Raw genomic sequence first — 25,495 nt, 5'->3', positions numbered from 1 at the left:
GCACAAGATCACGTGTTGGGGAGGAATCAAACGATGTCCAATATAAAGAGAGATAAGTTGGTTATCATTGGCAACGGTATCGCAGGCATAAGCACGGTCGAGCAAATCATTAAATTGGGTGGGAAATTTGACATCACCGTCATTGGACAGGAGCCTCACCCGAACTACAATCGCATTATGCTGTCCTATGTGCTGGAAGGCAGCAAAACCTTGGACGACATTGTATTGAATGACTGGAAATGGTACGAGGACAATCAGATCACCCTGCATACGGGTGTGACCGTCACCGCCATCGACGGGGAGCGCAAGGTAGTGACGGCCGATAACGGATTGACGGTTCCTTATGACAAATTGATTATAGCTACAGGTTCGAAACCTTTTATATTGCCTGTACCGGGCAGTGATAAAGAGGGAGTTATCGGATTTCGAAACATCGCCGACTGCACGCAGATGCTTCAAGCCGCCAAGGCATACAAGAAAGCGGCCGTCATCGGCGGAGGGCTGCTGGGTCTGGAAGCCGCTAAGGGATTGGTCAGCCTGGGCATGGAGGTGACGGTGGTTCATCTCATGCAGGATTTGATGGAGAGCCAGCTGGATTCCATGGCATCGGGGATGCTGCAAAGGGAGCTGGAGCGGCAGGGCATCCGGTTCTTATTAGGCAAACAAACCGCGGAAATCATGGGCGATGAGAGGGTCACGGGGCTGCGGTTCAAAGATGGGGATGAGCTTGAAGCGGAACTCGTGGTCATGGCCGTGGGGATCAGAGCGAACGTTGCTGCCGCCCAAGCGAGCGGTATCGAAGTGAACCGGGGAATCGTAGTCAACGATTATCTTCAGACCTCGTGGCCGGATGTGTATGCGGTCGGCGAATGCTGCGAGCATCGGGGGGCATGCTACGGCCTGGTTGCGCCGTTGTTCGAGCAGGGGCAGGTTCTTGCCAAGCATCTCTGCGGCGTGGACGGCCAGCCTTACGAGGGCAGCATCGTATCGACGAAACTGAAAATCAGCGGCGTTGATGTATTCTCCGCAGGAGAATTCATGGAGCAGGCTGAGCACTCGGTGATCGTGGCGAAGGACGATTGGCGCAAGACTTATAAGAAAATCCTGCTGCGCGACAATATCATCGTCGGCGCGATATTGTTCGGGGATGTCAGCGATTCGGCCAGCCTTCAATCCATGATACGCAAAAAGACGGCCATGACCGAGGAGATCTATCATTCGATCATGGGCACCGAATGTGCAGGGAAAGGAAGCGGCAAGGCCTTCTCGCTGGATAAGATGCCCGACGATGAAATCGTCTGCGGCTGCAACGGCGTAACCAAAAAGGCCATTGTGGATGCCGTGACGCTTCAAGGCCTCACGACGGTGGACGAAATCAAAGCTTGCACGGGAGCGACCCGTTCTTGCGGGGGCTGCAAGCCAGTCGTGGAGCAAATCCTTCAGAGCGTACTGGGCGATGGCTTTAAGACGGCAGGCAAACAAGGCATATGTCCGTGCACCACGCTCGACCGGGACGAAATCGTCGCCGAAATCAGCGCCAAGGGGCTGACTACGACGAAGGAAGTCATGCATGTTCTGAACTTCAGCAACCCTGAGGGCTGCTCGAAATGCCGTCCCGCCATCCATTATTATCTGGCGATGCTGAATCCGGTGACCCATCAGGAGGAGAGGGAGTCCCGCTTCGTCAACGAGCGGATGAACGCCAACATTCAGAAAGACGGCACTTACACGGTAGTGCCAAGAATGTACGGCGGCGTTACCACGCCGGAGGATTTGAAGAAAATTGCGGACGTATCGCTTAAGTACAATGTTAAGGTCGTTAAGGTAACCGGCGGACAGCGACTGGATCTGATCGGCGTGAAGAAGGAAGATCTGCCAAGCGTATGGGAAGAGCTGGATATGCCGTCCGGTTATGCTTATGCCAAATCGCTGCGGACCGTCAAGACCTGCGTAGGCTCCCAATTCTGCCGTTTCGGCACGCAGGATTCGATGGGCATGGGTGCATTCCTCGAGGAGAAATTCGAGCGGCTGGATTTTCCGGCGAAGTTTAAAATGGCGGTCAACGGATGTCCGCGAAATTGTGCCGAATCGTGCACGAAGGACATCGGGATCGTCGGCAATGACGGCGGATGGGAGATATTCGTCGGAGGCAACGGCGGAACGAAGGCGCGCCTGGCCGATTCGTTCTGTAAGGTGAAGACGGACGAGGAATTGATCGAGATCTGCGGCGCCTTGATGCAGTACTACCGTGAAACCGGCAAGTACCTCGAGAGAACGTCGGAATGGGTAGAGCGTCTGGGACTGGAACAAATCCGTGCGGCGGTCCTTGATGATGCTAAACAGCGTAAGGAGCTGGTGGAAAGAATTGAGCTGGCCCTGCAGCAAGTGGAAGATCCGTGGAAGAAAGTGCTGAACGACGATAAGCTGCGCAATACGCTGTTCCAGGACGCAAGACCGGTCGGCAGCAAGTAATCGAGGGGGAGAACGGTTCCCCCTCGGCTGCCGGATTATAGAGAGCTTATTGTTTGGATAGGAATCGAACAAGAGAAGTGGAGGCTGCGCATTATGGAAACCGGAACTTATATCACGGTAGGGAATGAACATGAATTTCTGTCGCAACTCGGAAGGGTGGTCCAAATCGGTGACCGGGAGATTGCCGTCTTCCGGACCTCGGATCATCAATGGTTTGCTTTGGAGAATAAAAGCCCGCATCCCAAAGGAGGTCCGTTAGCCGAAGCCATCGTATCCGGGCATTACATTTACGATCCGTTATACGATTGGAAGATCGAGCTTTCGACAGGGCTTGTGCAGGCTCCGGATAAGGGCCAAGTTCGGATATATCCGGTTCGCGCCGTGGACGGAAAGGTTGAGGTAGGTGTATAAGGCCGTAATAAGCAGCTTCAACAGACGAAACCAAGAGGTGGTAACCCATGTTTAACAATGATGTGGAAGCCGTCGTCAATGCCGCGGTCGCCAAAAAAGAGCAGATGAACAACAACTTGCTGCGTTACATGGTATCGGCCATGCTGGCCGGCGCTTATGTCGGCATTGGGATCGTATTAATCTTTAAGCTGGGCGCGCCGCTGGCAGCCGCCGGTTCGCCTTTCCAGTCCCTCGTCATGGGAGCCGCATTCGGGATTGCGCTCACGTTGGTTGTGTTTGCCGGTTCAGAGCTGTTCACCGGAAATCATATGTTTTTTACGATAAGCACGTTATCGAAACGAACGACGATGGGGGACACGCTGAAAAACTGGGGCCTTGTGTTTATCGGCAATTTGGCGGGAGCGGTCCTGCTCAGCTATCTGGTTTACGCTTCCGGCCTGTTCAAAGGGCTGCCGCCCGATCATCTCATCTTCACGGCAGCGGCCAAGAAAATGAACGATCCGTTCATGGAGCTGTTTTTTAGAGGCATATTATGTAACTGGCTTGTATGTCTGGCCCTGTGGATGGGGATTCGGGCCAAAGGAGAAACCACGAAACTGATTTTAATATGGTGGTGCCTGTTCGCCTTCATTGCGACAGGGTATGAGCATAGCGTAGCGAACATGTCGCTTCTGACGCTGGCGACGATATTGCCGGGACATCCCGAGACGGTATCCATCGGCGGCTGGATCAGCAACATGGTGCCGGTCACGCTGGGGAATATCATTGGCGGCGGGTTGTTTGTAGGCATGGCTTACTGGTTTATCTCTTCGGGAAAAGGGAACAAGCAAAAGTAAGCTGTGATAGGCGGTGAAACGGAGGAATTCCATCCTCCTAGTTCATTGTCAGAGAAAGTCCAACCTGGTGAATAAACAAAGAAACCGTTCTTGGTCAATGGTCTGTCATTCGTCCATTCGCCAAGCAACGGTTTCTTTTTTTGTAAAGATACAACCGTTCCAAGAAATTTGGGACAAAGGCAATGGGAGGAACGATGCGCACACGGAACGTCCCCAAACAGAAATAGTGGGCTTCCCGTCAGATGTAATATTCTTTTGGGAAACGCTTTTGGATATGCCATCGCTGAAGGAGCAGGAGGGCAATAGCATAAATAAGCTGTCCTCCTCAGTCATTGAACTGAAAGGACAGCCGTGAGAATCTTGCCTTCCAAATCGTTTACCGATGTTCCACCAGGTCGATCGCACCAAGCACCATATGAGCCAGTCCGAAGCCTAGAATACCGGTTGCAGCGAATTTATACCTGCTGCAAAGCAGAGCGGCACCCGAAGCAGAAACCACGGTTCCAAGAACTGCAGGAATCAAACCTTCACGCATGCTGAGCACTCCCTTTGATTTGGATTGGAAAGACAAGGCTTATTGTAAGCAGATGCCCGTATATTATGCACCGAAGGGGCTTTAGGCGGATCAAATCCGGCAGATTTCGTTCGGACACAGCTCGCAGTGGCATATTTCCTGCAGCATCGGCAGATCTTTGATAACAATCATGCCGCCGGCATATTCGATGACATCCTTTTTGCGAAGGTCGCTTAGCATCCGGTTCACGCTTTCGCGGGTGGCCCCGATCATGTTCGAAAGATCGGTGTGGGTGATCTTTTTGTTGATGAGAATGGTGCCATCCTCTTGATGCTGCCCGTAGGTATTGCCCAGACGAATCAGCGTCGACGTTAATGCGCCGGGCTTGCCGTACATCATGAGATCACGGAATTTGGTCTGCGTGATGCGGTGGTGTATACCCATCCACTTCATGAAATCAATCGCGAAGTCGCAATGCTGGCAGATCAGCAGCTCCAGATCCTTGTGCTCGATGACCCCGACTACGCTGTCCTCAAGCACCTCTGCCGAAAAACTGTGGTTGTTGCTGAAGAATGGATCGGCTTGCCCGACCATGTCTCCTGGATGGTACATATATAGAATAAGCTCTTTGCCTTCATCCGTCGATTTGGTTAATTTAATTCTTCCTTGTTTAACGAAGTACAGCTTGTCGGCGAAGTCGCCTTCCCAGAACAAATGCGATCCTTCAGGGAGTACCCTTTCCTTCATGGTGACCAGCAGACGGTTGCGGTTTTGTTCCGAGAAGCACTGCGTGTTCCCTAAGTTTTCGATTTCCATTACATGGTCTACAGTTTTCATGGTGGTATCCCCTAACATCCTAAAATTTGATCTGTTTAATCTTTAAATACATTATAACGTGAAAACATTCACTTGTGGGGCGGAACAAGAGGGAAATCATGGCGAATTTTCAAACATTGTGATCTCTTTCACTTGAAAGAGGGAAAAGACAGGTATAAATCACACAGAAAAGATAAATTTTAATATTGTGAAATATTTCACATGATTTAAGGAGCGTCTGTGTTACGATCGAAGCGTAGACAAAAAAGAACATGAACCATGGGAGGATGAGAGATATGGCTGTGAGCAAAGGAACAACGGTTGAAGTGAAGGGACAAACGGCAGCAGAGTACATTCAAGGTCTGATCGACAAGGCGAATCGGGCCAAAGAAAAGTTTATGAAACTCGATCAGGAGCAAGTCGACGGAATTGTGCAGGCCATGGCCATGGCCGGACTTGAGAAGCACATGCAGCTGGCGAAAATGGCGGTTGAAGAAACGGGCCGCGGCGTGTATGAAGACAAAATCATCAAAAACCTGTTTGCCACGGAGTATATCCACAACAGCATCAAGTACGACAAAACGGTAGGTATCATCGAAGACAATGCCTATGACAGCTTCCAAAAAATTGCGGAGCCGATCGGGATCATCATGGGGATCACACCGGTAACCAATCCGACCTCGACCACCATATTCAAGGCGCTGATCTCCATCAAAACAAGAAACCCGATCATCTTCGGCTTCCATCCATCCGCGCAGGCATGCAGCAGGGAAGCCGCGCTCATCCTGCGGGACGCCGCCGTGAAACAAGGCGCTCCGGCCGACTGCATCCAGTGGATCGAGGCTCCTTCCATGGATAAAACCAATACACTCATGAACCATCCTGACGTTGCCTGCATTCTGGCTACGGGGGGATCGGCGATGGTCAAAGCAGCATACAGCTGCGGCAAGCCAGCCCTCGGCGTAGGTCCCGGCAACGTGCCGTGCTTCATCGAGAAGAGTGCGGACCTCGATCAAGCGGTGAACGACTTGATTCTATCCAAGACGTTTGATAACGGCATGATCTGCGCATCCGAGCAAGCCGTCATTATAGAGGAGCCGATCTATCATACCGTGAAGAAAAAAATGATCGCCAGCGGCTGTTATTTCGTGAACAAGGAAGAGCTGGCGAAGCTGACTGCGCATGCCATGGTAGCGGATAAATGCGCCGTCAATCCTACCATCGTCGGACAGCCGGCAGCCAAGATTGCCGAGGCTTGCGGCTTTGAGGTACCGGAAAGCACCAAGATCCTGGTCGCCGAGCTGGAGGGAGTCGGTCCTGCTTATCCGTTGTCCGCCGAGAAGCTGAGCCCGGTGCTGGCCTGCTATAAAGTGAAAGATGCGGAAGAGGGCATCGCGCGCGCCGAAGAGATGGTTGCTTTTGGCGGCATGGGCCACTCGTCGGTCATCCACTCGCACAATGAGGACGTCATCCTGAAATTTTCGGATCGCATGAAGACCTGCCGCATCCTGGTCAACCAGCCTTCCTCGCAAGGCGGCATTGGGGATATCTACAACACGAACCTGCCATCGCTGACGCTCGGCTGCGGTTCGTATGGCCGGAATTCCACGTCGTCGAACGTGACGGCCGTCAATCTCATCAACGTGAAAAGGGTGAACCGCAGAACCGTGAATATGCAGTGGTTTAAAGTGCCGGACAAAATTTACTTTGAAAAAGGCTCGACGCAGTATCTCGCCAAAATGCCTGACATCACCCGCGTCGCGATCGTAACCGACCCCATGATGGTGAAGCTGGGATATGTGGAGCGGGTAGAGCATTACCTGCGTCAGCGCAGACTGCCGGTAGCCATCGAGGTGTTCTCGGAAGTCGAGCCGGATCCATCGACAACGACCGTAGAACGGGGTACGGAGATGCTGGAACGGTTTCAGCCGGACTGCATCATCGCCCTCGGCGGCGGATCGCCTATGGATGCCGCAAAAGCAATGTGGCTGTTCTATGAATATCCGGATACGGATTTCAACAACCTGAAGCAAAAATTCATGGATATCCGAAAACGGGTCTATAAATATCCGAAGCTGGGACGAAAGGCGAAATTCGTAGCCATTCCGACAACGTCGGGAACGGGCTCGGAAGTAACTTCGTTTGCCGTCATCACGGACAAAGTGCAGGGAAATACCAAATACCCGCTGGCAGACTATGAGCTGACGCCGGACGTGGCGATCATCGATCCGGAATTCGTGTACACCTTGCCTAAAAAGGCGGTGGCCGATACCGGCATGGACGTCCTGACGCATGCGATTGAAGCCTACGTATCGGTGATGGCCAGCGATTACACGGATGGGCTTGCCATCAAAGCCATACAGCTGGTGTTCCAGTATCTTGAGCAATCGGCGCTGACCGGCGACAAACTCGCCCGCGAGAAAATGCATAATGCTTCGACGCTTGCAGGCATGGCCTTTGCGAACGCGTTCCTGGGCATCAACCACAGTCTGGCGCATAAATGGGGCGGACAGTACCATACGGCGCACGGACGGACCAATGCCATACTGATGCCGCACGTCATTCGCTACAATGCCAAGAAGCCAACGAAATTCGCGGCATGGCCGAAATACACCCACTTTGTGGCCGATGAAAGATATGCCGAGATCGCACGGATTCTTGGACTGCCGGCAAGAACGACGGAGGAGGGCGTAAACAGCCTGATCGCCGCCATCCGCGAGCTGAACAGCAAGCTCGGCATCGAGGAATCGTTCCAGCAGCTGGGCATCGATCCACAGGACTTCGAGAGAAACGTCGAGCATTTGGCGGACCGGGCTTTCGAAGATCAGTGCACGACCAGCAATCCGAAGCTGCCGCTGGTGACGGAGCTGGCAGAAGTATATCGCAACGCCTTCTATGGACGTTTCTAAACAGGAATGGGACAGAAGGATGATCCTAAATTCCATTATAAATGGTGGTAGAAGCCAGGGGAGCCCGGAATCAGAGTGATAAAAATCACGGATTACCACAACTTTGTGATTTTTATCACAGATGCTGCGGATCAACAGGACTACAATAAAGGTGTAGCAGAAAGCTGAATCTCAGATCTTTGATATAGAAGCTTGAAGGCACATGGCGGGGCAGAGATGCCATTGATCGTGAAAATAATCACATTTAAGATCTGAGATAGATCAATGTGTGTCCCCGCCAGCCCCTGCAAGCTGCAGCATAATCTAGGAGGGATTCAATATGTCGGTGATTGAAAAAGAAGTTGGTTGGAAAGGTTTTAAATCAGGTAAATGGACCAAGCGCGTTGACGTTAACGATTTTATTGCAGAGAATATTACCCCTTATTATGGCTCTGATGATTTCTTGGCGGGACCTACGGACAACACCAAGGCATTGTGGGATATCGTATCGGATTTAACCAAGAAGGAGCGGGATAACGGCGGGGTTTTGGACGTGGATGTTCATACGCCTTCCACCATCACCTCCCACCAGCCTGGCTACTTGGATAAAGATAAAGAACAGATCGTCGGCGTGCAGACCGACGAGCCGTTCAAACGCTCGATTCAGCCTTTCGGGGGCATCCGGATGATGATTGATGCGTGCAACGCATACGGCTTCGAAATGCCGCAGGCGGTAGTGGATATCTTCAACGGCATCCGCAAAACGCATAACCAGGGCGTATTCGATGCCTATACTCCGGAGATGAGAGCAGCGCGCAAAGCCGGGATTATTACGGGTCTTCCCGATGCATACGGCCGCGGCCGCATCATCGGCGACTACCGCAGAGTATCGTTATACGGCGTGGACGCGCTGATCCAGGACAAACTGAGAGAACTCGGCGAGCTTGAAGTGGACGCCATGGACGAGCCGGTGATCCGTCTGCGGGAAGAGCTGTCCGAACAAATGCGCGCCCTCAAGGAACTGAAAGAAATGGCCGGCATGCACGGCTTTGACATTTCCAAACCTGCGAATACGGCGAAGGAAGCATTCCAATGGCTGTATTTCGGTTATTTGGCCGCGATCAAGGAGCAAAACGGCGCTGCCATGTCGCTTGGCCGGGTATCTTCTTTCCTCGATATTTATATCCAGCGGGATTTGGCTGAAGGCATCCTGACGGAAGAGAAAGCCCAGGAGCTGGTGGACCATTTTGTCATGAAGCTGCGGATCGTGAAGTTCCTGCGCACGCCGGATTACAACGAGCTGTTCAGCGGCGATCCGACGTGGGTGACCGAATCCATCGGCGGCATGTCGTTGAACGGTGAAACGAGAGTAACCAAGAACAGCTTCCGTTTCCTGCACACCTTGTACAATCTGGGACCTGCGCCGGAACCGAACTTGACGGTGCTGTGGTCGGAGAAGCTTCCGGAGGCCTTCAAAAAATACTGTTCGAAGGTATCGATCGAAACGAGCTCGATCCAATATGAGAATGACGATCTCATGCGTCCGATCTACGGGGACGATTACGGCATCGCCTGCTGCGTATCCGCCATGCGCATCGGGAAGCAGATGCAGTTCTTCGGAGCCAGAGCGAACCTGGCCAAAGCGCTGCTGTATGCAATCAACGGCGGGAAGGATGAGAAATCCGGCGCCCAGGTCGGACCGGAATATCCGGCGATCACCGCTGAGGTTCTGAGTTATGACGAGGTCATGAAGCGCTTCAAGCCGATGATGGAATGGCTCGCGAAGCTCTACATGAATACCCTCAACGTGATTCACTACATGCATGACAAATACAGCTACGAGCGGATTGAAATGGCGCTTCACGACCGCGATATCCTGCGGACGATGGCATGCGGCATAGCGGGCTTGTCCGTAGCAGCGGATTCGCTGAGCGCGATTAAATATGCGAAGGTGAAGCCGGTACGCAATGAGCAAGGGATTGCGGTGGATTTTGAAATCGAGGGCGATTTCCCATGCTACGGCAACAACGACGACCGCGTGGACGGCATCGCCGTTGAACTGGTCGAGGCCTTCATGAGCATGATCCGCAAGCACAAAGCCTACCGCGATGCCATGCCGACCCAATCGGTGCTCACGATTACGTCGAACGTGGTATACGGCAAGAAGACAGGAACCACGCCGGATGGACGCAAAGCAGGCGAGCCGTTTGCGCCGGGCGCAAACCCGATGCACGGACGCGATAAGAAGGGAGCCCTCGCTTCGCTGACTTCCGTGGCCAAGCTGCCTTATGAGGACAGTCTGGACGGCATCTCGAATACGTTCTCGATCGTGCCGAAAGCCCTGGGCAAAGAAAGCGACATTCGGGTAAACAATCTGGTTGCCATGCTGGACGGATACTTTGGCAGCAAGGCCCACCATTTGAACGTGAACGTGTTTGACCGTGAGCAGCTGATCGATGCGATGGAGCATCCGGAGAATTATCCGCAGTTAACCATCCGGGTATCCGGCTATGCGGTCAACTTCGTCAAACTGACGCGCGAACAGCAGCTCGATGTCATTAACCGTACCTTCCACGGATCGATGTAAGGATGGAAGACAACCATAGCGGATACAGAAAGGATGACGCACCATGCTAAAAGGTCATGTACACTCCATAGAAACGTTCGGAACGGTGGACGGTCCGGGTATCCGCTTTGTGCTCTTCATGCAGGGCTGCCTCCTGAAGTGTCAATACTGCCACAACCCGGATACCTGGGGACTTCATGAAGGACATGAAATGACAGTGGATGACGTCCTCCGAGAGATTGAGCCTTATCTGAGCTACTACCGGTCATCGGGTGGAGGACTCACCGTTTCGGGCGGTGAGCCGACGCTGCAGTATCCTTTTGTCACGGAGCTGTTCAAGGAAGTGAAGCGCCGCTGGAATTTGCATACGACCCTGGACAGCAACGGGTATAACGAGCCGGATAAAATATCGGAATTGCTCGAGCATACCGACTTGGTCCTCCTTGATCTGAAGCATATCAACGACGAGAAGCACATCAAGCTGACAGGCAAGTCCAATGAAAGGACGCTGAAGACCGCCCGCTGGCTGTCCGACCATGGTCGGAACATGTGGATCCGGCACGTCTACGTGCCGGGCATCCATGACAGCGAGGACGATTTGGTGGCGCTCGGTCAATTCATCCGCACGCTGCACGGCGTGGAGAAGTTCGAGATCCTGCCATACCATCAGATGGGCGTGTACAAATGGAAGGAGCTCGGTATGGCCTATCCGTTGGAGGGCGTACCTTCACCGTCCGAGGAAGAAGTCGCACGCGCCTACCGGTTGATTGGCGAAATTCCCGAGAAATAGCCGTCGGCTCTGAACTCATTTTAGTTGTATAATATTAAACATAATATGTTATCATTAATAACAATAACCTTTCCTCAAATGGAAGGGTTATTGTTTTTTGTAGAGGATATTATCCCTTGGATAGAAAAATATCGACCTATCGTAAAGTGGAATCGCTTTCTATAATGAAGATGTAAGGAAAGCGCCTATCAATATACAAACACTTCGGGAGGGTCAAAGACAATGAAGAAAAAGGGTCTGGCATTATTCATGTCGCTTTTGTTCGTCTCATCCACGCTTTTGTCTGCATGCGGCGGCGGTGACAAGGCGGCAGAAAAGCCGTCAGGCGGCTCGGAAGGAACGGTGAGCAATGAGCCGTTTGAAATCACCATTCGCCATACGCAAGTTGGCGAATCCAAGAAGTTCCGTCTCGCATTGCTGAACGATGTGGTCAGCAAAACCGAAGAAGCGGTGCCCGGGCTTAAAATCAAGCTGGACGCTGTAGACTCTGAAGTGAATCGTAAAGAGAAGCTGAGAGGCGAGATGGCTGCCGGCAAGCCGCCGGAAGTATTCGACGTATTCGGAAGCCCCGATGCAGGCGTATATTCCAAAGAAGGCTTGATGCTCGATTTGACCCCAATCCTGGATGAGCTCGGCATAAAGGACAAATTTACGACACTGGACCCGTTCACGCATGACGGCAAGATCTATGGTTTGCCGATCGGCGGTTCCATCGAAGGTATTTTCTATAACAAGGATTACTTCACCCAGAAAGGTCTGAGCGTACCAAAAACGTTGGCGGAACTTGAGCAGATCGCCGAAGCCATCAAGGCCGACGGCAAAATTCCGTTCGCGCAATCTTCCAAGGATGCATGGATTCCGCTCATGACCACGAATAACCTGTGGAGTTATTATGCAGGAGCGGAGGTGACTTACGGCTTCAAGACCGGGGAAACCAAATGGACCGATCCGAAAGTCGTGGAAGGCGTGAAGAAACATCAGGAATGGGTGGAGAAAGGGTACTTCAAAAAAGGCGAGCTCGGCTTTGAATACGCGGACATGAGAAATCAAATCATCACCGGGGAAGCCGTCATGATGATGGACGGATCGTGGGCGAACTCCGTATTTAGAGATCCGGCGCAAGCGGGCGACATGGTCGGCAAGATCGGCTATTTCAATTTGCCTCCGGTGAATGAAGGCGACCCTGTCATCGTCATGCAGGACGCTAACAACGGATATGGCTTCTCGGCGGCGGTAGCAGAGGATCCTCGCAAGCTTCAAGCGGTTAAAGAATTCATCAAAAATATGTGGACGGATGAAATGCAGCTGCGCGGGCTCAAGGAAGACGGAGTACTGCCGGCGATGAAGATGGATCTGGAAACGATGAATTCCACGTCGGATGATCCGCTGATGCAGGACATTTTCAAAGGCGTCAGCGAAATCAACAAATCCTTCCCTGCCTTCGATGCGCTTGTCCAAGCCGACGTAAACACGGCGCTGAGCATGGGAATCCAGCAGGTGATCGGCGGCGAGCTCGATGCCGAGAAGATGCTGGAGAATGTTCAAGCAGCACAGGAAGCGGCTAATGCTTCAGAGGAATAACTAAAATTCCAGACGAAAGGGCACCACCCGCTAAAGGCATATGGGGGTGCCCTTTCGCCTAAACAACATCAGACATCAATACGGAGGTTACCATGAACAGAGCGCTGAGAAATCCTCTGATTTACATCGTTTTTGTGCTGCCGGCATTCTTGCTGTTTCTGGCTTTTTTCATATATCCCATCTTCACTGCGTTTGACAACAGCTTTACGAGCTGGAACGGCATCTCCAAAGACGTGAAGTACATCGGGCTCGATAACTATGTGACCGCCCTGAATGACGATGCCTTCTGGAAGGCGGTCCGAAACAATGTCTATTTCATACTTTTTTCCTGCTTGATCCAGGTTCCGATCATCGTGGTTTTCTCCCTGCTTATCGCCAACGTCAAACGTTTGAAGGGGCTGTATAAAACAGCGGTTTTCGCACCTTCCATCATGTCGACGGCTGTCATCGGCATTTTGTGGGGATTCATCTACAATCCGGACTTTGGCCTGATGAATGAGATGTTGGGATTGGTTGGCATCGAGCCGATCTACTGGCTGTCGGATCGCAAATGGGCCATGATCGCCATCTTGATTACGAACGCTTGGCAATGGACCGGCTTTTACATTGTGATGGTCCTTGCCGCAATTCTGTCCATTCCCAAGGAGCTTGACGAAGCTGCGGCAATTGACGGAGCGACAGGCGTCCAAAGGGCTACCAAAATCACGCTTCCACTAATAATGCCTATTATCTCCGTTGTGATCATGCTTTCGATTGCGGGAGCCATGAAAGCCGCGGACATTATCCTGGTTATGACCAAGGGCGGGCCGGCCGGCTCCACCGACGTTATGGCAACATATATGATTCGATACGCGATTACGAGTTTCAAGCATGGCTTCGGCAATTCGATCGCCGTGTTGATTTTCCTCTTCACGATTATCGTAACGGTGCTCTACCAGGTGCTGATCGCCAGACGCAACGAAAGGATTGAATACTGATGAGGGCACTAAAGAAACTGATTCCGCACATTTTCCTGATGGCTTATTTGCTCGTCATCCTGTATCCGTTCCTGTTCGTCCTGTTCTCATCCGTGAAGGTGGATAACCAGTCCATTGCAACGAACCCGTTTGGATTGCCAAGCACGTTGGTGTTTGATAACTACGTGAACGCTTGGGTGAGCGCCAAGATCAGCACGTATTTCTGGAACAGCTTATACATCGGCGTGCTGTCGGCCTGCTTATCGATCCTGTTTGCGGCAATGCTGGCTTTTGCCGTGACGCGGATGAGATACAACCGGATCAGCGCGATCATCTTTCAATGTATTTTGATCGGGATGCTGATCCCGAATAACTCCCTCTTGCTGCCGATTTATGGCATCATGAGGCAGCTGGATATTCTGAATACGCATATGGCCCTGATTCTGCCCTATGTTGCCAATGCCATCCCGTTTTCTGTGATTATTCTGGCCGCCTTCATGCGGTCGCTGCCCGGTGAAATCGAGGAAGCCGCGGTCATAGACGGATTGAGGTCCGGAGGCTTGTTTGCTAGAATTATCTTACCTCTGACCGTTCCGGCTATCGTTACCGTGTTCATCATCAATTTCCTGGGTAACTGGAACGAATTCTTGCTTGCTAACTACTTCCTATCGAATGATGAACTGAGAACGCTGCCTGTCGGAATGGTCGGTTTCAGGGACGCTTACAATATGAACTACGCCCAGATGTCGGCGGGGATCGTATTCAGCGTGCTGCCGGTCCTTATCATCTATGCCGTTCTGCAAGAGAAAATCATTGAAGGCGTCACCGCAGGAAGCGTCAAGGGGTAATACGAGGAGCAGGAGCATGCGTATGAATTTGCGGAACAAACTATTCACGGCCTTTTTGGGGCTCATTATTATTCCGTTATTTGTGCTGGGCCTATTTACATTCTTTATTACCTACAACTCGATTGAGGAAAAGTACAGCCAGCAAGCCGAATATTCGCTAAAAGCGATCAGCTACAGCATTTTGAACGTGTTTAAGGAGATGGAGTACGTCACGGATAACGGGATTGCCACCTCCGTCTTCGCAATGGCGCTGAATGCCAAGGATCCTGATGCGCAGAACCTGATTAAGGAATCCAATGCGGACCAGCTGAAATTGAACGACAGGCAGCGAAGCTTTCGCAATCTCCTCTATAATCACCCTGCCATCAGTTATGCGTTTCTATATCATTTCAACAAAGAATCAGCACCCATTCCGATATTCAGTAAAGAGGATTTCAGGACGCTTCCTTATGAGCAGTTTAAGAACAGTCCCTTGTATGAAGAGGTTGTGAAGCTGAACGGGATTCCTAAATGGCTGGCTCCGCACGAATTTCCGGAACTGACGGGGGCGGATCCGGTGTTTACCCAGATCAGGCTGATAAAAGACGTCACGACGCTCCGCAAGCTGGGAATTCTCGTCGTCCAGATCAAGAGATGGGAGTTCGAGGAGATTTTCCGCAATCTGACGCTCCCTAACAACCTGCAGAACACCTCATTCATGCTGGTCAACAATGAAGGCTTCATTCTGTTTGACCCGCAGAACGGCATGGATGGTCAAAATATCAGTCAATACATGAAGCGTGACGTTGAGTTTAAGCAAGGCTATCAAAGCTTTAAAGCCAAGTTTAACGGCAAAGAAAATATTGTTTCCATTTATCATCTGAACGATTATGGCTGGAATATCGTCTCGGTGACCGATTGGAACTCGCTGTCGCAAGAGGTAACTTCCTTTGCCAAATGGTTTTTTGTCATCATGGGGATCTGTCTGGTTACCGCGATTGTGTTCAACCGCCTGTTCATGAACCGGATTACCGGCACGATTGCCGTCATCGTGCGGTTTATGCGCCGCGTGGAGGATGGGGATTTGAATGCAAGAGTGGAAGAGAAGGGCGAGGATGAGCTTCTGCTGCTGTCGAAAGGGTTCAACAATTTGATGAACCGTATCAACAATCTGTTCGCGCAGATCAAAAAGGAGCAAAGGCAGAAGACCGATGCGGAAATGCGTGTGCTGCAAGCACAGATCAAGCCGCACTTCCTGTTTAACACGTTGGAGTCGATCAATGTCCTTGCGGTCCAGAATGAAGGGCGCAAGGTCAGCGAGATGGTGTACCGGCTTGCCAGCATATTGCGGATCAGCATACAGGACAAAGAAGAAATTACGCTGGATGAAGAAATCAAGCATCTTCAAAGTTATCTTGAAATTCAAAAGTTTCGGTTCGAGGATCTGTTCGAATACGAAATCGACGTGCCGAAAGAGCTTATGCACAGCCGCATTCTGAAGCTGACGCTGCAGCCCCTGGTGGAGAACAGCATCCAGCATGGTTTTGAGGGAATTTCCTATACGGGATGGATACGCATCTCTGCTTGGAAGGAGCTCGGCAATGTCGTAATCCGGGTGGAGGACAACGGACTCGGCATGACCTCTGAGCAGTTGTCCATGTTCGAGTATATGGTGTCCGAGGATGGCGTATCCGAGCAGACGACGATGCAGAACCTGAAAGTAAACCAGGAACGGCGGGGACTTGGACTGCGAAGCGTGGCCGATCGGCTTAGAATTCAGTACGGTCCTTATTATGGGCTGTTCATATGCTCCAGCCGCCCCGGCGGCACCGTTATACAATGCGTCATACCCAATTATGACAGGGGGGAAGGGCAGCATGCTGAAGGCATTATTGGTTGATGATGAGGCGCCCATCCTGAACAATCTCAGCAAGGTTCTGCCTTGGGAAGAGATGGGCATGAAGGTGGTCGGACTTGCCCGCAGCGGGATGGAAGCACTTGAAGTAGCGGATCAGTATAACCCGGATTTGATTCTGTGCGATATCCGGATGCCCGTCATGGACGGGCTGACCTTCATTACGAAGATCCGGGAGAAAGGAAGCCGGGCGGAAATCTTCTTGCTGACGGGTTATCAGGAATTTGAATATGCCCGTGAAGCGATCAAGCTGGGGGTTAAGGATTATATCAGCAAGCCGATTCATTACGGGGAGCTTGAGATGAAGATTCGGGAGATCGGGGAGGAAATCCGCAAGAAGAGGGCGAAAGAAAAGTATTACAATACCGTTTCGCTGATCGACGAGGCACCGAACCCCGAAGCCGTTAAGAAAACGCCCGAACAATTGGTATCGTCCGCCCTGGAGTACATCAACATCCACATGGGACAGGATTTGGGGATCGAGGAGCTTTCGGAGCATCTGGGCATCAGCTCCAGTTATTTCTGCTTGCTGTTCAAGAATCATGTCGGACTTACCTTCGTGGAGTATTTGACGAGACAGCGGATGGAGGCGGCCAAATTCCTGTTAGTGAACAGCGACAAGAACATTGCACAGATCGGTTCCTTTGTCGGTTATCATGAGCGGCGGTATTTTACCAAGGTATTTCAAAAGGCTACCGGCATGACGCCATCCGAATTCCGGGAAATGTCCGGAGAGCCGAGTCTCTGAGTCTTTGATGGGACGAAAGCAGGCAGATAATCATCAGGACTTCTACTTCCGACTTGCGGGCGTCCTCTAAATTGATAGAAAGTAGGTTTGGAATCCATGAAATGGACGGCAGCAGATTTAACGCTAGAGCAAAAGGTAGGACAAATGTTTATATGCGGCTTCAACGCATTGACGCCGAATGAGCATGCCAACATACTGATCGAACAATTTCAGGTGGGGGGCATCTGCTACTTCCGCCGGAACGTGAAGACGTTGCCTCAACTTGCCGAACTGTCGGAATCCCTGCAGCAGCTCGCTTCGGGCAGCCAACCGTTTCCGCTTCTGATCTCGATTGATCAGGAGGGCGGCATGGTCGCGCGAATCGATCATGAAGGCATCAGCCGAATTCCGGGCAATATGGCGCTTGGAGCAGCGGGCAGCGCAGAGGATGCCTACAGGGTGGCGCAAATCGGGGCGCGCGAATTGCGTTCGCTCGGCGTGAACATGAACTTCGCGCCTTGCCTCGACGTCAACAACAATCCGCGCAACCCGGTTATCGGCGTGCGCTCCTTCGGCGAAGATCCCCATGCCGTTGCCGAGCTCGGGACTGCGGCGATTAAGGGTTATCAGGAAGAAGGGGTGTCCGCTACAGCCAAGCACTTCCCGGGGCATGGCGACACCAGCGTCGATTCCCACCTGGGGCGGGCATCCGTACCGCATGATTTGGAACGGCTCCGCAGCGTTGAACTGTTCCCTTTCGCACAAGCGATCAAGGACGGCGTCGATGCCATCATGACGGCTCACGTCAGTTTCCCGGCCATTGAGCCGAGTGATCTGCCTGCAACGCTTTCTCATGCTGTATTAACAGGGCTGCTGAGGGAGGAAATGGGCTTCGAAGGTTTGATCGTGACGGATTGCCTCGAGATGCATGCGATCTCCAAGGAGTACGGCATTCCGGAAGGTGCGATCCGCGCGATCGAAGCAGGTGCGGACTGCGTGCTGGTCAGCCATACGCTGTCGGAGCAGACGGCAGCGATTACGGCGGTCATCGAGGCTGTCCGCGGCGGGAGACTCCCGGTAGAGCTGATCGACAAAGCCGTTGATCGGATTTTGGCGCTCAAACAACGTAATGCGAAACTCGCTGAAGAGCTTCCCGTCCACCCGATTGGCGAGGTTGCCGAAGAGACCAAACAACTGCTCGCTCAAATCGCAGGCAGGGGAATCACGCTGGTAAAAGACGAAGGGCAGCTGCCTCTTAAGCCGGAGCAGGCGGTTGCCGTAATCTGGCCGGAGCTGCTTCAGGCGACCCAGGTCGACGAAGCATGGAGCAAGAGCTACACGCTAGGGGATGCCCTGAGAAGTTACGGCGTGCAGGCGGACGATCTGCGCGTCGGGACGGATATGTCCGACGAAGAGGTAGAGCAGGCCGTTAAAGCCGCGGAAGGATATAAGCAGATCGTGGTGGCTACGTACACCTCCGAGAGCCGTCTTCCGCAAGGTCAGCAGAAGCTTGTAAGCAGGCTGAGCGAACTTGAGGATGTGACGCTCGTTATCGTCGCAACCCGCAATCCGTACGATATCAATGATCTTCCGCCAGTTCCCGCATATTTGTGCAGCTACGAGAATACGCCTTACTACATGAATGCCGCCGCGGGTGTATTGGTTGGCAAAGTTAGGCCTGAGGGTAAGCTTCCGGTAGGGATCAGCAAGACCTATCCTCTCGGCTGGACCGGTAATCAGGACTATGTCAATAATTAAATAATGGTTGCCCAAACCGGAGTCTTCCTGCCTAGGAATGCTCCGGTTTTCCTATTTTCCAGCCATTTCTGAGCAACTTTTCGGGAAAGTCGGCGTCTAATAGTATGTCCAATAGAGGCAGACAGACTATACTGAGAGTTTTAAAGGAGTAGAGAATGAATTTCAAACGAATCTCGATGATTACAGTCCTTGCCGCGGCCCAAGTATCCATGGCATTTCCCGTGGCAGCTGAATCACCGGATGTTACAGCTCCGGCGCTAAACGGGCAACCGGCGCTGCAGTCCCCGGTGGAAGGACAAGGCCAGGCAAACAGAGAACAACAGACGGACTTGCAGCAAGCGGAGGAAACGCCGGCAACGCCAACAGAAACACCTTCCGATTCAATCGAAGGCACGACCAGCGATCCGAATGCCACACCTTCTGAACCCAATGAACAGCAGGAGGACTCGGCAAGCGATCCTTCCGATAATGAAGTATCTGAGAACGAAGAGGGAAGCCCGGCCGAAAGCAAGCCCGAAGCCGGCATTACCAATGCAGCCGCTAACGAACTGGTGCTGCTGATGAACAGCAATGTGATGTACCATAACGGCAAGCAGTACAAAGCGGGCCAGCCGATGGCCGTGAAGCAAGGGGTATCCTATGTCGCCATTCGCGCCATGGTGGAGCGCGCAGGACTTAAGCTGTCTTACGATAATAAGACGAAGGAAACCATTATCATTAAGGATGGCAATGAGCTCCGGTTCACGACAGGAAGCAGCAATTATAAAGTCAACGGACAGGTGCGTCCGATGAAAGGCCCTGCCTACCAGAGCAACAACGTGTTTATGGTACCGCTGACCGCGATCACGCAAGCGCTTGATATTCCATACACGGTGAACCAGCCGGAGAAGAAAGTGATTCTCGATCTGTCCGGAATGGGCAGCGGCAGCAACAGCGGCGAACAGCCGGGGGGCAGCAGCGGCGGCGGATCCGGCAGCGAGGTTCCGAACATACCGAACCTCGGTCCGAATGACCTGATCCTGATGATGAACAGCAACAAGATGTATCAGAACGGAAAAGCGTATACCGCCGGACAGCCTATGGCAGTCAAGAATGGCGTATCCTATGTCGCGATTCGATCCCTCGTCGACCGTGTCGGCCTGAGACTGACCTATGACGGCAAGACAAAGGAAACGATTATTATCCGAGGTAACGATGAGCTGCGCTTTAAGACGAATAGCAGCGTATACACGGTGAACGGCGTTCGAAAATCGATGAAGGGACCGGCTTACCAGTCCAATAATACGTTTATGGTGCCGCTGACCAGCATCACGCAGGCGCTGGACATCACCTACCGGGTCGACCAGCCGAACAAGCGGATCATCCTGAGCCTGAGCTCCAAGCCGGTGGCATCCTTTACGGTGCAGCCTGGTGAAGTCTTTGCCGGACAAACCAAGGTAACGTACAAGACGAATGCCTATTCGCCGACAGGCCTGGCTATCGTAGACGAGCATTGGGAAGGCCGGGAAGATGTGTTTGACGAGCCTGGCGTGCATACGGTTTCCTATTCGGTACAGGACGCCAGCGGGGAGTGGAGCGATCCGTATATTTTGAGCATTCATGTATCCGCACCGAATACGCCGCCTGTGGCCATGTTCGACACGGATAAACAGCAATACAAGATCGGCGAGAAAATTACGTACATTAACATGAGTTATGACAGCGATCCCGGCGATGAAATTACGTTTAAGTGGGAAAACAACGATCAGGCTTTCTTTACGGCAGGGCCGCATAAAGTGCTGTTGATCGTGACCGATAAGCATGGGGCGACCAGCTCATACGAAAAAATCATCAACGTAACAAGCGAAGTGTTGTATACGCGCGATCAATTCAATCAATTATTTACGGGCATCGGCGACAAATACACGTTTGACGGATCGGCCGTGCCGACATGGAATCTGACGCCGATTACGAGAAGCTCCGAGCCGTACCTGTTGATTCGCAGCAACTCTCCGGAAACCGTCTATCAGGAAGGTATCGTATATCGCGAGATCGGCAATGCCAGCACGCGCTTCATGATTCACCACTTGAATGCAACCGGAAAGAACATGAAGATGTATGTCGTAGCGACCAACATCAACACGATGACGGCGCGTCTGACCACCGAGTATACCGGTTTGGGCGGTCCGATCAACATTCCGACTGCTACGGGGAAAGCGGCTGTGCAGCGCTATCTCGAGTCCATGCAGTCAGCGGATGCATTCAAGACGATTTCGCTCGCCCCTGGCGAAAGCCGGATCATCCTGCAAGATTTGAGCGCGCAAACAATGAAGAATCAGCAGGTGCTGTCCATGTTTGCCGACCTGTATTCGGATTCGCCGATTCGATATGATGTCATCATGATCGATGAAGCCAAGGATCCGATCCAGAAGCTGCCATACCTGAAGCTTCACCCGGCCGATGGCATTCATAACCGGGGAACCTACCCGGACTCGACCCGAATCATTGAATCCTATGATTTGGTAGGCAACACGCCTACGCGTCTTGCGATTGGTGATAAGACAAACGATCCGAACCTGGAAGGGTATGACGGCATTAACGGTTCATATCAATCCAACGCCGGTAACTTCGGCGTTCTGTACAAAATCAAGCTGCACCGCGTAGCACCCAATACGCTGATCACGCTGAATCCGCGCGGAGGCAAATACATGGGCGCGATGATGGTGAACGGAAACATCATTCAGACGCCGAACACCAGCGGTGGTGCGGTATCTGCACCGAACGAAGCCGCCGTTCTCTATCGTACGGGAAATTACGAGCAGACGGTGGAAATCCTGTTTACGGCAGCACCGGGAAGCAGCCTGCCGATCAACATACTGCTCCAGCCGCTGCCGGAAGTGAAGAACTAATCCTATTTATTCATAAACAACAAGCGGACAGCCCATCAGCCGAAACACGGCCCGGGCTGTCCTTTTTGTTGATTTTTGCCGAGGGAGGGGCAGGTTTATGCCGTCCGTTAGCCTTTCAAGCTCCTGGCTGCTTGGCAGGCGGTTTGCCTGTTCACAACCGCTTTCATTGACGCTGTCATTTTTTTCAGGCATTATAAGGAGAGAGTATCTTCAAGTAGAGGAGGTTATTGCGTATGCTTACGACGGAACAGATCATCGACGCCATGTCGGAACATGGGCTGCGCATTACCGATCAGCGCAAGACGCTTGCCAAATTGTTTGGGGAACATCCTGGATATTTGACGGCCAAGGATGTATACGAATATATGGGCCGGAAGTACAGCGGTTTGAGCTTTGATACGGTATACCGGAATCTTCGGGTATTGTACGAGCTTGGCGTATTGGAGCAAGTCGTGTTCGAGGAAGGCGTCAAGTTCCGGGGACGCTGCAGCGAAGAACACCATCATCATCACATGATCTGCCTGCAGTGCCAGAAGACCTATCCGATTACCTTCTGCCCGATGCAGCTGACCGATGCACCGGACGATTTCCAGGTGGTCCAGCATAAATTCGAAGTGTTCGGATACTGCCGGGACTGCGGCAAGGACAATAACGATAAGGAAACTTCGCAGGCCGGTGGAGGAAATCGGGACAGCCGGGCATGAGCACGGCGCGCAGGGTAGTGAAGGTGCCGATACACTTCTATCGGAAATTCATTTCTCCTCTGAAACCGGCGACTTGCCGCTTCTATCCAACCTGTTCGGCATATGCCCTGGAAGCGATTGAGGTGCATGGTGCGCTGAAGGGCTCCTGGCTGGCTGCTAAGCGGATCGCGAGATGTCATCCGTTTCATCCTGGAGGCATCGATTTGGTCCCGCCGCGCAAGGATAAGATGTCGTCTTCATTGACAGAGGAATAGCGATTTTTTTGGGGTATCATATGGATGATAACCGAAAGCATGCCGCCCGCAGCCAGGGGGATGCCTTGGATCGATGCACACCTTGACACGCTGCGGCTCGTTTGATTAAAATGTAAGAAATTATAGGTATATCCGAGGAAGAGATAAGTACGAAAAGCTTGCCTTGAACAGAGAGCCGGAGGAGCTGGAAACCGGTCTTGGCGAATTTCGGAAAATGGTCTTGGAGGATCCGTTTTTGAGCGCTGCAGCCAGTGGCTGCCGTAAAGAAGCGGCGTGAGCCAGCGTTAATGGGCGCCGTATGACGGCAGATGAGCCTGTTGCCCGCAAGGGTACGGGGAATTTGGGTGGTAACACGTGAGAATAACTCTCGTCCCATAGGGGCGGGGGTTTTTTGCTGTTTACTGCTGGTTTTCCTAAGGAATCGCTTGATGCGACAATCAATTTCACGGTAAAGGAAGGTTACAATGGCAGACAAAAAGACGTTTTATATTACGACGCCGATCTATTATCCGAGCGACAAGCTGCATATCGGACATGCTTACACAACGGTGGCCGGCGACGCCATGGCCCGCTACAAACGGCTTCGCGGATACGATGTCCGTTATTTGACGGGGACCGATGAGCACGGGCAGAAGATCGAACGCAAAGCGGCAGAGGCCGGAAAAACCCCGCAGCAGTTCGTTGACGACATCGTGGCAGGCATCAAGGATCTGTGGAAAAAGCTGGACATATCGAACGAAGACTTCATTCGTACCACGGAGAAGCGCCACACCACGGTGGTGCAGGAAGTATTCGAACGTCTGCTGAAGCAGGACGACATCTACAAGGGCGAATACGAAGGGTGGTACTGTACGCCTTGCGAGTCGTTCTTCCTGGAACGTCAGCTGGTCAACGGCAATTGTCCGGACTGCGGCCGGCCGGTGGAGCTCGTGAAGGAGGAGAGCTACTTCTTCCGCATGAGCAAGTATGTGGACCGCCTGCTTCAGTATTACGAGGAGAATCCGGATTTCATTCAGCCGGTATCCCGCAAGAACGAGATGATCAACAACTTCATTAAACCGGGTCTTGAGGATCTGGCTGTGTCCCGTACAACCTATGAGTGGGGGGTTAAGGTCAAGAGCGATCCGAAACATGTCATCTACGTGTGGATCGATGCACTCCTGAACTACATCACGGCACTCGGTTACGGTACGGAGGACACCAGCCTGTATGACAAATACTGGCCGGCGGACGTTCACCTGATGAGCAAGGAAATCGTGCGTTTCCATACGATCTATTGGCCGATCATCTTGATGGCGCTCGATGTGCCGCTTCCGAAAAAAGTGTTTGCCCACGGCTGGCTGCTCATGAAGGACGGCAAAATGTCCAAATCCAAAGGGAATGTGGTCGACCCGGTCACGATGATCGACCGGTATGGTCTCGACGCGCTTCGTTATTACTTGCTGCGCGAAGTTCCGTTCGGGGCGGACGGCACGTTTACGCCGGAAAGCTTCGTAGAGCGGGTGAACTCCGACCTCGCCAATGATTTGGGCAACCTGCTGAACCGCACCGTGGCCATGGTCGATAAATACTTCGGCGGGGAGGTTCCGGCTTTCTCGGCAGGCGTAACGCCTTTTGATGCCGCGATCGAGGAAGCGGCCAAGTCCGTTTATGACAAAGTCGAAACTGCCATGGAGAATATGGAGTTCTCGGTTGCGCTGACGGCGATCAGCCAGTTTGTCAGCCGCAGCAACAAATACATCGATGAGACCCAGCCGTGGACGCTGGCCAAAGACGAGAGCAAACGGCATGAGCTTGCTTCCGTTATGAGCCATTTGGTCGAGACGCTGCGGATTGCATCGATCCTGCTGCAGCCGTTCCTGACCCGCACGCCGAAGAAAATGTGGGAACAGCTCGGCTTGGCGGAAGGGGAATTGACAACTTGGGAAAGCGGACGCCAGCTCGGAGCGATACCGGCTGGTACGAAGCTTCAAAAGGGCGAGCCGATCTTCCCTCGCTTGGATGCGGAGCTGGAAGTGGCCTACATCGCTGAAGCGATGACTGGCGGCAAGAAGGCAGCCGAGGAAGAGCCTACGGGTTCGGCGGCAGCTTCGTCCGCCGATAGCGGAGCGGAGCCTGTGGAGCTCAAAGAGGAAATCGGCATCGAGGATTTCGCCAAGGTTGAGCTGCGCGTAGCACAGGTCATCGCCGCCGAGCCGGTCAAGAAAGCGGACAAGCTGCTGAAGCTGCAGCTGGATCTCGGGTTTGAGCAGCGGCAGGTGGTGTCCGGCATTGCGAAGTTCTATACGCCGGAGGAATTGGTGGGACGCAAAGTGATTTGCGTGACAAACCTGAAGCCGGTGAAGCTTAGAGGCGAAATGTCGCAAGGCATGATTTTGGCCGCTTCCTACGGGGATCAGCTCACGCTGGCAACCGTGCCGGAGGGCATGCCAAACGGCGCCATCGTGAAATAAATGACGCCTGCGTTGAATTAAGTTGGATCAGACGGTGTACCCTGTTAAGGGTACGCCGTTATTTTTTTCCTCTAATACGCGGGGTACCTGAGTTCTATATGAAAAACTAATAGTAACTTTTACGATTTGGTTGACAATC

General features: G+C 52.5%; 18 protein-coding genes. 16 read left to right on the top strand and 2 right to left on the bottom strand.

The annotated features are described in order from the left end of the window. Positions 1-33: 33 nt before the first annotated feature. The 3 genes from nirB (at position 34) to RB298_RS08055 (ending at position 3,719) form a co-directional block, all read left to right on the top strand. Positions 34-2,472 (top strand): nitrite reductase large subunit NirB, encoded by a 2,439-nt coding sequence (nirB, locus tag RB298_RS08065; RefSeq protein WP_486046706.1) that lies wholly within the window; start codon positions 34-36, stop codon positions 2,470-2,472. A gap of 93 nt (positions 2,473-2,565) precedes the next feature. Then, positions 2,566-2,883 carry a nitrite reductase small subunit NirD gene (gene nirD / locus RB298_RS08060; protein WP_009595012.1) on the top strand — a complete coding sequence of 106 codons (318 nt, stop codon included), beginning with the start codon at positions 2,566-2,568 and terminating at the stop codon, positions 2,881-2,883. A 47-nt stretch (positions 2,884-2,930) separates the two neighbouring features. Next, positions 2,931-3,719, top strand: coding sequence for a formate/nitrite transporter family protein (locus RB298_RS08055; RefSeq protein ID WP_375120949.1), 789 nt, complete (start codon positions 2,931-2,933; stop codon positions 3,717-3,719). 376 nt (positions 3,720-4,095) lie between these two features. Here the strand turns inward: RB298_RS08055 and RB298_RS08050 are convergent, their stop codons facing one another. Both RB298_RS08050 and RB298_RS08045 read right to left on the bottom strand, forming a co-directional pair. After that, positions 4,096-4,254: a hypothetical protein gene (locus RB298_RS08050; protein ID WP_009595014.1), complete on the bottom strand. Its 159-nt coding sequence runs from the start codon at positions 4,252-4,254 to the stop codon at positions 4,096-4,098. 90 nt (positions 4,255-4,344) lie between these two features. Further along, the gene (locus RB298_RS08045) at positions 4,345-5,070 is read right to left on the bottom strand and encodes a Crp/Fnr family transcriptional regulator (protein WP_486046703.1); all 726 of its coding nucleotides are present in this window, start codon (positions 5,068-5,070) and stop codon (positions 4,345-4,347) included. A gap of 275 nt (positions 5,071-5,345) precedes the next feature. Here RB298_RS08045 and adhE point away from each other — a divergent pair, with 275 nt between their 5' ends. The 13 genes from adhE (at position 5,346) to metG (ending at position 25,356) form a co-directional block, all read left to right on the top strand. Next, a complete protein-coding gene (adhE, locus tag RB298_RS08040; RefSeq protein WP_486046701.1) occupies positions 5,346-7,958 on the top strand; it encodes a bifunctional acetaldehyde-CoA/alcohol dehydrogenase in 2,613 nt (870 codons plus the stop codon). Positions 7,959-8,277: 319 nt separating this feature from the next. Beyond that, positions 8,278-10,524 (top strand): formate C-acetyltransferase, encoded by a 2,247-nt coding sequence (pflB, locus tag RB298_RS08035; RefSeq protein ID WP_096773215.1) that lies wholly within the window; start codon positions 8,278-8,280, stop codon positions 10,522-10,524. Between the two features lie 43 nt (positions 10,525-10,567). Further along, the gene (gene pflA, locus RB298_RS08030) at positions 10,568-11,293 is read left to right on the top strand and encodes a pyruvate formate-lyase-activating protein (RefSeq protein ID WP_096773216.1); all 726 of its coding nucleotides are present in this window, start codon (positions 10,568-10,570) and stop codon (positions 11,291-11,293) included. Positions 11,294-11,515: 222 nt separating this feature from the next. Then, positions 11,516-12,874 carry an ABC transporter substrate-binding protein gene (locus tag RB298_RS08025; protein WP_452519647.1) on the top strand — a complete coding sequence of 453 codons (1,359 nt, stop codon included), beginning with the start codon at positions 11,516-11,518 and terminating at the stop codon, positions 12,872-12,874. A gap of 92 nt (positions 12,875-12,966) precedes the next feature. After that, positions 12,967-13,851 (top strand): carbohydrate ABC transporter permease, encoded by an 885-nt coding sequence (locus tag RB298_RS08020; RefSeq protein ID WP_015734432.1) that lies wholly within the window; start codon positions 12,967-12,969, stop codon positions 13,849-13,851. Then, positions 13,851-14,678, top strand: a complete 828-nt coding sequence (locus RB298_RS08015; protein ID WP_015734433.1) for a carbohydrate ABC transporter permease — start codon at positions 13,851-13,853, stop codon at positions 14,676-14,678. The genes RB298_RS08020 and RB298_RS08015 overlap by 1 nt, the downstream gene beginning before the upstream one ends. 22 nt (positions 14,679-14,700) lie before the next feature. Next, a complete protein-coding gene (locus RB298_RS08010) occupies positions 14,701-16,557 on the top strand; it encodes a cache domain-containing sensor histidine kinase (protein WP_090910995.1) in 1,857 nt (618 codons plus the stop codon). Further along, positions 16,535-17,320 carry a response regulator transcription factor gene (locus RB298_RS08005; RefSeq protein WP_486046696.1) on the top strand — a complete coding sequence of 262 codons (786 nt, stop codon included), beginning with the start codon at positions 16,535-16,537 and terminating at the stop codon, positions 17,318-17,320. The genes RB298_RS08010 and RB298_RS08005 overlap by 23 nt, the downstream gene beginning before the upstream one ends. Before the next feature lie 96 nt (positions 17,321-17,416). After that, positions 17,417-19,057, top strand: coding sequence for a glycoside hydrolase family 3 protein (locus RB298_RS08000; protein WP_486046694.1), 1,641 nt, complete (start codon positions 17,417-17,419; stop codon positions 19,055-19,057). A 155-nt stretch (positions 19,058-19,212) separates the two neighbouring features. Next, on the top strand, positions 19,213-21,945 hold the full coding sequence (locus tag RB298_RS07995) for a copper amine oxidase N-terminal domain-containing protein (protein ID WP_486046692.1): 2,733 nt from the start codon (positions 19,213-19,215) through the stop codon (positions 21,943-21,945). A gap of 233 nt (positions 21,946-22,178) precedes the next feature. Next, positions 22,179-22,649, top strand: coding sequence for a Fur family transcriptional regulator (locus RB298_RS07990; RefSeq protein WP_009595022.1), 471 nt, complete (start codon positions 22,179-22,181; stop codon positions 22,647-22,649). After that, a complete protein-coding gene (yidD, locus tag RB298_RS07985; RefSeq protein ID WP_096773220.1) occupies positions 22,646-22,903 on the top strand; it encodes a membrane protein insertion efficiency factor YidD in 258 nt (85 codons plus the stop codon). Before RB298_RS07990 ends, yidD begins: the two co-directional genes overlap by 4 nt. A 464-nt stretch (positions 22,904-23,367) precedes the next feature. Continuing rightward, complete coding sequence (gene metG, locus RB298_RS07980) at positions 23,368-25,356, top strand: methionine--tRNA ligase (RefSeq protein ID WP_096773221.1); 1,989 nt, start codon at positions 23,368-23,370, stop codon at positions 25,354-25,356. Positions 25,357-25,495 lie beyond the last annotated feature (139 nt).

This window comes from Priestia sp. BR_2, assembly GCF_041954005.1.
Lineage (GTDB): Bacteria > Bacillota > Bacilli > Paenibacillales > Paenibacillaceae > Paenibacillus_AQ > Paenibacillus_AQ lautus_A.
This window is presented reverse-complemented; position numbering and strand designations above follow the sequence as displayed.

Excerpts from the sequence above, each read along its gene's own strand:
- nirD (WP_009595012.1), top strand. The coding sequence starts at position 2,566 with ATGGAAACCGGAACTTATATCACGGTAGGGAATGAACATGAATTTCTG.
- nirB (WP_486046706.1), top strand. The coding sequence starts at position 34 with ATGTCCAATATAAAGAGAGATAAGTTGGTTATCATTGGCAACGGTATC.
- yidD (WP_096773220.1), top strand. The coding sequence starts at position 22,646 with ATGAGCACGGCGCGCAGGGTAGTGAAGGTGCCGATACACTTCTATCGG.
- RB298_RS08010 (WP_090910995.1), top strand. The coding sequence starts at position 14,701 with ATGAATTTGCGGAACAAACTATTCACGGCCTTTTTGGGGCTCATTATT.
- metG (WP_096773221.1), top strand. The coding sequence starts at position 23,368 with ATGGCAGACAAAAAGACGTTTTATATTACGACGCCGATCTATTATCCG.
- RB298_RS08020 (WP_015734432.1), top strand. The coding sequence starts at position 12,967 with ATGAACAGAGCGCTGAGAAATCCTCTGATTTACATCGTTTTTGTGCTG.
- RB298_RS07990 (WP_009595022.1), top strand. The coding sequence starts at position 22,179 with ATGCTTACGACGGAACAGATCATCGACGCCATGTCGGAACATGGGCTG.
- RB298_RS08015 (WP_015734433.1), top strand. The coding sequence starts at position 13,851 with ATGAGGGCACTAAAGAAACTGATTCCGCACATTTTCCTGATGGCTTAT.
- RB298_RS08055 (WP_375120949.1), top strand. The coding sequence starts at position 2,931 with ATGTTTAACAATGATGTGGAAGCCGTCGTCAATGCCGCGGTCGCCAAA.
- RB298_RS08050 (WP_009595014.1), bottom strand. The coding sequence starts at position 4,254 with ATGCGTGAAGGTTTGATTCCTGCAGTTCTTGGAACCGTGGTTTCTGCT.
- RB298_RS08005 (WP_486046696.1), top strand. The coding sequence starts at position 16,535 with ATGCTGAAGGCATTATTGGTTGATGATGAGGCGCCCATCCTGAACAAT.
- RB298_RS07995 (WP_486046692.1), top strand. The coding sequence starts at position 19,213 with ATGAATTTCAAACGAATCTCGATGATTACAGTCCTTGCCGCGGCCCAA.
- pflB (WP_096773215.1), top strand. The coding sequence starts at position 8,278 with ATGTCGGTGATTGAAAAAGAAGTTGGTTGGAAAGGTTTTAAATCAGGT.
- pflA (WP_096773216.1), top strand. The coding sequence starts at position 10,568 with ATGCTAAAAGGTCATGTACACTCCATAGAAACGTTCGGAACGGTGGAC.
- RB298_RS08000 (WP_486046694.1), top strand. The coding sequence starts at position 17,417 with ATGAAATGGACGGCAGCAGATTTAACGCTAGAGCAAAAGGTAGGACAA.
- RB298_RS08025 (WP_452519647.1), top strand. The coding sequence starts at position 11,516 with ATGAAGAAAAAGGGTCTGGCATTATTCATGTCGCTTTTGTTCGTCTCA.
- adhE (WP_486046701.1), top strand. The coding sequence starts at position 5,346 with ATGGCTGTGAGCAAAGGAACAACGGTTGAAGTGAAGGGACAAACGGCA.
- RB298_RS08045 (WP_486046703.1), bottom strand. The coding sequence starts at position 5,070 with ATGAAAACTGTAGACCATGTAATGGAAATCGAAAACTTAGGGAACACG.